This window comes from Bacillus sp. 196mf (assembly GCF_003217275.1).
Taxonomy (GTDB): Bacteria; Bacillota; Bacilli; order Bacillales; family Bacillaceae_G; genus Bacillus_A; species Bacillus_A thuringiensis_S.
This window is the reverse complement of sequence record NZ_QJTG01000116.1, coordinates 1-1186: the sequence shown is the minus strand read 5'-3', so window position 1 is coordinate 1186 and position 1186 is coordinate 1. Positions and strand designations below refer to the sequence as shown.

Here is a 1186-nt window from a genome sequence, read left to right as displayed (position 1 = left end):
CATTAGCAGAAATAAAAAAAGAATGTCCTGAAAATTTAGAAGCCCTCTTACCTCATCAAATACAAAAAGGAGATATATTAACAGATAATCATGCACCTACAGAATGGTTAACAGACTCTATGATATTTTGGGAGGCAAACAACCGTAACTAGTACAAATATGTATTTGAACTATATAACAGTGAAAATAAAAATTCAAAACACAAAAGGTGACGTAATCGTCACCTTTTGTGTTTATATCATCATACCTCAATACATTTTTTAATGTTTAAATTTTATATACATAAAAAATCCCTACACCTATCAACTCTCTCATTCAGGCTAATTCGAACACTCTGAATGAGTATATCAATATGCGGCTCCCTGTATACTGAATTTTAACTTTTGAATGTTAATTAACAATTGGTTGATGTTCACACCTTCTATTTTAATCCCTTTAGAAAAATACACATTTTTCAAAATCAAAACCCTTTCTTCTAAATCAGATAGGGTTTCCAAAGTAACATTCGGATGATCTGTATTGTGTATATTTTCAAACCGTTTTTTTATATCTTCACAAGCTTTTTTTAGAATGATCATAATAGGTACGTAACAAGTTTTACATAGAACTTCTTTTGAAAATGGTGCTGTCCATATTTTAGTTCCGCAAAACACACAATTTTTCACATTCCCATCCTTCCCAAACTGTTTAGTAATAAATATTATGTTTATTACTAAACACAATACTATAAATTTCTATAAACTCTTTACTATGCAAAAATACTTACTATATTCTAACCATTTATTTCTATATGGTTTCATAATTTCACAAAATGTATCCTTCTTTAAATTTAATACCTCCATGAATTGAAAATCAAATATTGCTCTACGTCTCTATTTCAGCTACGTTATCTTAAGGTTATTTCTATATGCATTACAGTTGTTGATTTACCATAACCAGGATAGTACTATATTGGAAATTAAGTTCACCTTTTTAAAGTGCTACACCCATATCATGTGAAATTTGAACAGTTTCTTCTCCATGCTAATGGGGTTTGGTGATTTTTTCAATCTAATTATTTAATGAAAACTTCCATACCATCTTTTAAGGTCTTTTGTGGATTATAGATGATTTGATCCCCTTTTTTCACGCCAGAAACTTTTACCTCGTTATCTCTTTCAAATTCCACTGTAACAGCTTGTTCTTT

At 29.5% G+C, this 1186-nt stretch carries 1 protein-coding gene and 1 pseudogene; both read right to left on the bottom strand.

Features of this window, described 5'->3' with window-relative positions:
* Positions 1-347 precede the first annotated feature (347 nt).
* A complete protein-coding gene (locus tag ATL10_RS30835; protein WP_110498409.1) occupies positions 348-665 on the bottom strand; it encodes a hypothetical protein in 318 nt (105 codons plus the stop codon).
* A 389-nt stretch (positions 666-1054) separates the two neighbouring features.
* A pseudogene (locus ATL10_RS30830) lies at positions 1055-1186 on the bottom strand (efflux RND transporter periplasmic adaptor subunit); the annotation flags it as partial.